General features: G+C 71.2%; 5 protein-coding genes. 2 read left to right on the plus strand and 3 right to left on the minus strand.

Features of this window, described 5'->3' with window-relative positions; all coding sequences use genetic code 11:
* Positions 1-592: glycosyltransferase (locus tag G6023_RS08135; RefSeq protein WP_182634920.1), on the minus strand; the 592-nt coding region annotated here is incomplete at its 3' end.
* A 70-nt stretch (positions 593-662) separates the two neighbouring features.
* Here G6023_RS08135 and G6023_RS08140 point away from each other — a divergent pair.
* On the plus strand, positions 663-1,481 hold the full coding sequence (locus G6023_RS08140) for a class I SAM-dependent methyltransferase (RefSeq protein ID WP_182634922.1): 819 nt from the start codon (positions 663-665) through the stop codon (positions 1,479-1,481).
* A gap of 36 nt (positions 1,482-1,517) precedes the next feature.
* Entirely contained in the window at positions 1,518-3,029 is a 1,512-nt protein-coding gene (locus G6023_RS08145; protein ID WP_347570747.1) for an aldehyde dehydrogenase, read from the plus strand.
* 85 nt (positions 3,030-3,114) lie between these two features.
* Here the strand turns inward: G6023_RS08145 and G6023_RS08150 are convergent, their stop codons facing one another.
* The gene (locus G6023_RS08150) at positions 3,115-3,777 is read right to left on the minus strand and encodes a response regulator transcription factor (RefSeq protein ID WP_067715955.1); all 663 of its coding nucleotides are present in this window, start codon (positions 3,775-3,777) and stop codon (positions 3,115-3,117) included.
* Between the two features lie 98 nt (positions 3,778-3,875).
* On the minus strand, positions 3,876-5,453 hold the full coding sequence (locus G6023_RS08155; RefSeq protein ID WP_182634924.1) for a sensor histidine kinase: 1,578 nt from the start codon (positions 5,451-5,453) through the stop codon (positions 3,876-3,878).
* Between the last annotated feature and the right edge of the window lie 179 nt (positions 5,454-5,632).

Consider the following 5,632-nt stretch of genomic DNA (forward strand, 5'->3'; position numbering starts at 1 on the left):
GCGCGGCCGGCTCGCCCGGCTCGACGTCCGCCGGGAGCGGGTCGAGTCCGTTGCGCACCACGGCGATGCGCGCGGGGTCCACGCCGAGCCCGGCGAGCTCGTCCGCCGAGGGGAGCGACACGGTCACGTACTGACTGCGCGAGTGCACGCGCGGGGACAGCCACGACTCGATCCACCAGCCGATCCGCGCGACCAGCCACCCGGCCACCGGCCACTGCTCGCGGTGGATGTGGTGGACCAGCACCACCACGGGCGCGGTGGTGGCCAGGCGGGAGAAGAAGGGGACGCCGTTCTGGGTGTCGACGACGACGTCGGGCCGCCGCAGGACACCGAGTGGCCCCAGTCCGATCCTGCCGAACAGGATCGCCAGCAGCGCGCGGGGATAGACGGTGAACCGTCCGCCGGCCCGGCTGAACCGCACCCCGGCCCCGGTGGTGGCGGAGCGGGCCGCGCCCGGTGAGCGCGAGGTCCGGTAGACGACGGTGTGCCCGGCGTCGGCGAGGCCGTCCGCGACGTGCTCGAGGTAGCGTTCGCTGCCACCGCCCTGGGGATGGGTGCTGTCGCGCCAGCACAGCAGCAGGATACGAGCCACGCGGACACTGTACGCGGGCGTCGGGACCGCCGACGGGGTGGTCAGCGCTGCCGCCGGTATCGTCACCGCCGTGATCACCGATCCCGTCCACCGCTCGCCCGCCCTGCGCTCGGTGGCCCGCCGCGCCACCCTCGGTCGGTCTCTCGGATTGCTGCGTTCGTTCCCGCTCGAGCAGTCCGACCCGGACGTCTTCTACTCCGGTCTGGCCCGCGACACCGTCGAACTGGTGGCGGACCTGTGGGAGCGCGCCGGTGACCAGCCGGCCGGGCGGGGCCCCGGGTCCGACACCGGCCGCCTCCCGGGGCTGACGGTGCTGGACGTCGGCGGCGGGCCGGGCTACTTCTCCGACGCCTACGCCGCCGAGGGGGCGCGGTACGTGTCCGTCGAACCGGACGTGGGGGAGATGTCGGCGGCGGGCCTGGACCAGGCGGGCTCGATCCGCGGCAGCGGGATGTCGCTGCCGATCCGATCGGACTGCGTCGACGTGTGCATCTCCTCCAATGTGGCCGAACACATCCCCGAGCCCTGGACGATGGCCGAGGAGATGTGCCGGGTCACGCGTCCGGGCGGCCTCGTCGTCGTCTCCTACACGCTCTGGTACGGCCCCTTCGGCGGCCACGAGATGGGACCCACCCACTACCTCGGTGGCGAGCGGGCGCGGCGGATGTACGAGCGTCGCCACGGCCGGCCGCCCAAGAACGTCTACGGCGAGTCCCTGTTCGAGGTGGGCTGCGCCGAGGGGCTCGACTGGGCACGCGACACCGGATCGGCCGAACTGGTCGCGGCGTTCCCGCGCTACCACCCACGGTGGGCGTGGTGGCTGGTGCGGGTGCCGCTGGTCAGGGAGGTCCTGGTGTCCAACCTCGTGCTGGTGATGCGGGCCGGGTAGCTGCCCCACGGGGCGCCGTGGACTCGCTACAGTGAGGTGGAACACGTTCTTGTTTTCTACCTCTCGGAGGTCCCCGTGGTCGTCGTCCATGACAAGCTCTTCTCCGGCACCCGCTGGACCGATCCCATCACCACCGGCGTCCTCGAGGTGACCTCGCCCGCCACCAACGCGGTCGTGGGCCGGGTCGCCGAGACCACCACCGAGGACCTGGACGAGATGATCAGCCAGGCGCGCGACTCGTTCGAGTCCGGCGTGTGGCGCTCCACCCCGCCCGCCGAGCGCGGCGCCCTGCTGGCCCGCGTGGCCGACATGCTCGAGGAGCGCCAGGCCGAGGTGTGCCAGATCCTCTCCGACGAGATGGGCACCCCGCCCGGCACCGCCGCCATGATCCAGGTGACGCCGACCCTGGGTGTGCTGCGCTACTACGCGCGCCTTGCCGAGACCTTCCCGTGGTCCGAGGTGCGCCACGGCGACTTCGGCGCGTCGGTCATCACCCGCCACCCCGTCGGCGTCGTCGCCGCCATCACCGCGTGGAACGTCCCGCTCTACCTCAACACCGCCAAGCTGGCGCCCGCACTGCTGTCCGGCAGTTCGGTGATCCTCAAGCCGTCGTCGGCCACGCCGCTGTCCGCGCTGTGGCTGGCCGACCTGTTCCGTGAGGCCGGGCTGCCCGAGGGCGTGCTGTCCGTGGTGACCGGCCCCAGCTCCGTGGGCGACCACCTCGTCTCGCACGCGGACGTCGACAAGATCTCGTTCACCGGCTCCACCGGGGTCGGCAAGCACATCGCCGGGATCGCCGCCCAGAGCCTCACGCGCTGCTCGCTGGAGCTGGGGGGCAAGAGCGCCGCCATCGTGCTCGAGGACGCCGACATCGCCGCCCACGCCGGCACCATGGTCTTCTCCGCCCTGATGAACTCCGGGCAGGCGTGCGTGTCCCAGAACCGCATCCTCGCGCCGCGGTCGAGGTACGACGAGGTCGTCGAGGCGCTGGTGGAGAACGTCAAGGCCATGCCCGTGGGTGACCCGGCCGACGACGGCACCGCCTTCGGCCCGCTGGCCAACCACAAGCAGAAGGCGTCCGTCGAGGGCTACATCCGCAAGGGGGTCGAGGAGGGCGCGACCATCGCCTACGGGGGCGGCACGGTCGAGGGACTGCCCGAGGGTGTCGCCGAGGGCGCCTACGTGCAGCCGACCGTCTTCCGGGACGTCGACAACTCCATGACCATCGCCCAGGAGGAGATCTTCGGGCCGGTCCTGCAGGTCATCGCCTACGACACGGTCGACGAGGCAGTGCAGATCGCCAACGACTCCGAGTACGGCCTGGCCGGGGCCGTGTACTCCGCAGACCCGGACGCCGCGCTCGCCGTGGCCCAGCGGGTGCGCACCGGCACGATGGGCATCAACTGGTACGCCTTCGACCCGAGCGCGCCCTTCGGCGGGTTCAAGAACTCGGGCCTGGGTCGCGAGAACGGCCCCGAGGGGCTCGAGGCCTTCTGCGAGCTGCAGAGTGTGCTCATGCCGTTCGGGTGGGAGCCCGGCGAGGGCTGAGACCTCGACAGATGTGAAGACCCCCGGCCTCGGCCGGGGGTCTTCACACATCGGACGCGTCGGCGCGGCGCCGACCGGCCGGGTGTCACTCCACGCGGTAACCGACGCCGCGGACGGTCTGCACCTTGTTCTCGCCGATCTTGCGGCGCAGGGAACGGATGTAGACGTTGACGATGTTGGAGCCCGGGTCGAAGTCCATGCCCCACACGCTCTCGAGCAGCTGCTCGCGACTGATGGTCTCGCCCTTGTTGCGCAGCAGCATCTCGAGGAGCGAGTACTCGCGGTTGGTCAGCTCCTGGATCCGGCCGTCCACCTCGACCCGGCGGGTGCGGATGTCCAGGCGCATGCCCGCGTGCTCGAGGATGCCCGGGTCCTCGGTGGCCTCGTGCTCGCGCAGCCGCAGACGGATGCGGGCGAGCAACTCGGGCACGCGGAAGGGCTTGACCATGTAGTCGTTCGCGCCGGACTCCAGCCCCTCGACGGTGTTCGCCACACTGTCGCGGGCCGTGAGGATGATGACGGGTGCGGCGAACCCGCGGTCGCGGGCCTCGCGGAGGAGGGTCAGCCCGTCGGTGTCCGGCAGGCCGATATCGAGCAACATCAGGTCGATGTCGGAGATCGTCGACAGGATCGCCTGGGCGCTCTCCCCGTCCACGGCCTCGAGTGCGGTGTACTCCGCGCCGCCGAGTGCCTTCACCAACACCGATCGGATGAGATCGTCATCCTCCACGACGAGAACATTCGTCATGCAACCCTCCTTCTCGAACCCGGAGTATCCCACGGGAAGACATCAGTTGGACGCTGCCCGGTCCCGTGTCCGCGGTTTCGTCCGGGACGTGCGCGGGATCAGCGCGTACCGCTGTCACCCGACGCGACCGGCTCGGCGTCCCCGTCGTCGCGGGGCCGCTTCTCCGGTGGTGGTGCGATGAGGGGGACGACGATGCAGAACACCGCGCCCCCGCCCTCGGCGTTGAACGCGAACGCACGTCCCCCGTGCGCCTTGGCGATGGTGGAGACGATGGCCAGACCGAGGCCGGTGCCGCCCCGGCCGTCGCGGAGCTGGCCGCGCGCGGTGTGGAAACGCTGGAAGATGCTCTCCTCTTCCCCGGGCGGGATCCCCGGTCCGCTGTCGCGGACCCACCACAGGAGCCGTCGGCGGTAGTCCTCCCGCTCGGGCGACGGGGCGACGGGCCCCGCGGCGAACCCGTCGGGCACGGTGGGATCCCCCGGCTCGATGATCCGGCACCCGATCTCGATGGTGTCGCCGGGGCCGGTGAAGCGGACGGCATTGGAGCAGAACTGCATGAGGGCCTGCGTGATGCGGTGCTGGTCGAGTCGGGCCACGCCCTCGGCGTAGGGGAGCACCCGCCAGTCCCGGTCGGCGATCACGTCGATCTTCGCCTCGACGTCCAGCACGAGTTCGGCGACGTCGGTCGGGACGGTCCGGAGGAAGTCGGGACGGTCGGCCCTGGCGAGGGTGAGCAGGTCCTCCACGATGCGGGTCATCCGCGACAGCTCGTCCTGCATGAGGCGGGTGGCCTCAGCACGCCCGTCGGGGTCGTCGGGCATGAGGTCGAGGTTGCCCTGCACGACGGTCAGGGGCGTCCGCAGTTCGTGCCCGGCATCGTCGAGGAACTCCCGCTGGGTCCGGTAGGCCTCCTCGACGCGTTCGAGCATGGCGTTGACCGTGTCGGCGAGTGAGACGATCTCGTCGGGTCCGTCGGAGGGGACCCGCCTCGACAGGTCGGCGGCGGAGATGGTCTCGGCGGCCTCGCGGATACGGCGCACCGGCACGAGCATCCGCCCGGCGATCCACCACGCGAGTACCGCACTGACGACCATGCCTCCGGCGCTGGCCCAGCGCATGTAGAAGACGACGCGCCGTGTCTCCTGGTGGGTGCCCCGGTCGTTGACGGCGACGACGATGTTGGCCAGCCCGGCGGGGCTCTCGACCGTGGTCTTGCGCCACCGCACCGAGCCGTCGAGGATCCCCGAACTCTCGGTGGAGACCAGGCCGATCCGTTGGATCTGTGAGCGTATCGCCGGCGGGAAGAGCTGGTCCTCCTCGGGCCCGTACCGCGAGAGCGTGAACTGGGTGCCCGACTCGGTGGCCGTCCCGACCAGCAGCAGCTCCGAGGACGGGTACTGCTGGGCGAGGTACGCCCGGATCAACTGCTCGACCGTGGGGTTCTCCGACTCGAAGGACGGCAGGATCCCGGCCGTCATGAAGGTCGTGAAGTCGGCGGCCTCCCGGTTGAGCCGCGAGTCCATCACCCGTTCGGTGCTGAGGTTCAGCAGTTGGAACGTGAACACCATCATCGCCGCGAACACGGCGGCGGTGATCAACGTGATGCCGAGGGTGATGCGGAGCCGGGCGGAGTGCCACCAACGGATCGGGGCCGACGTCCGTATCGAGGCGTTCACCTCGGCATCGGGTGGTCGTCGCCGGACGCTCTCGGGCTGGACACCGTCGGGCTCGCCTCCGTCGTGCCCGCCTCCGTCGCGCCCGCCCCCTGCGAGGTCGTCACCGGCCCGCTCGCGGCACGGTCCCCCACGGGAGGTCGGCCGAGCACCGGAGCGCCGCCGGCGGGCGACCGACCCGC

It is taken from the genome of Dietzia sp. DQ11-71 (assembly GCF_014144995.1).
GTDB lineage: Bacteria > Actinomycetota > Actinomycetes > Mycobacteriales > Mycobacteriaceae > Dietzia > Dietzia kunjamensis.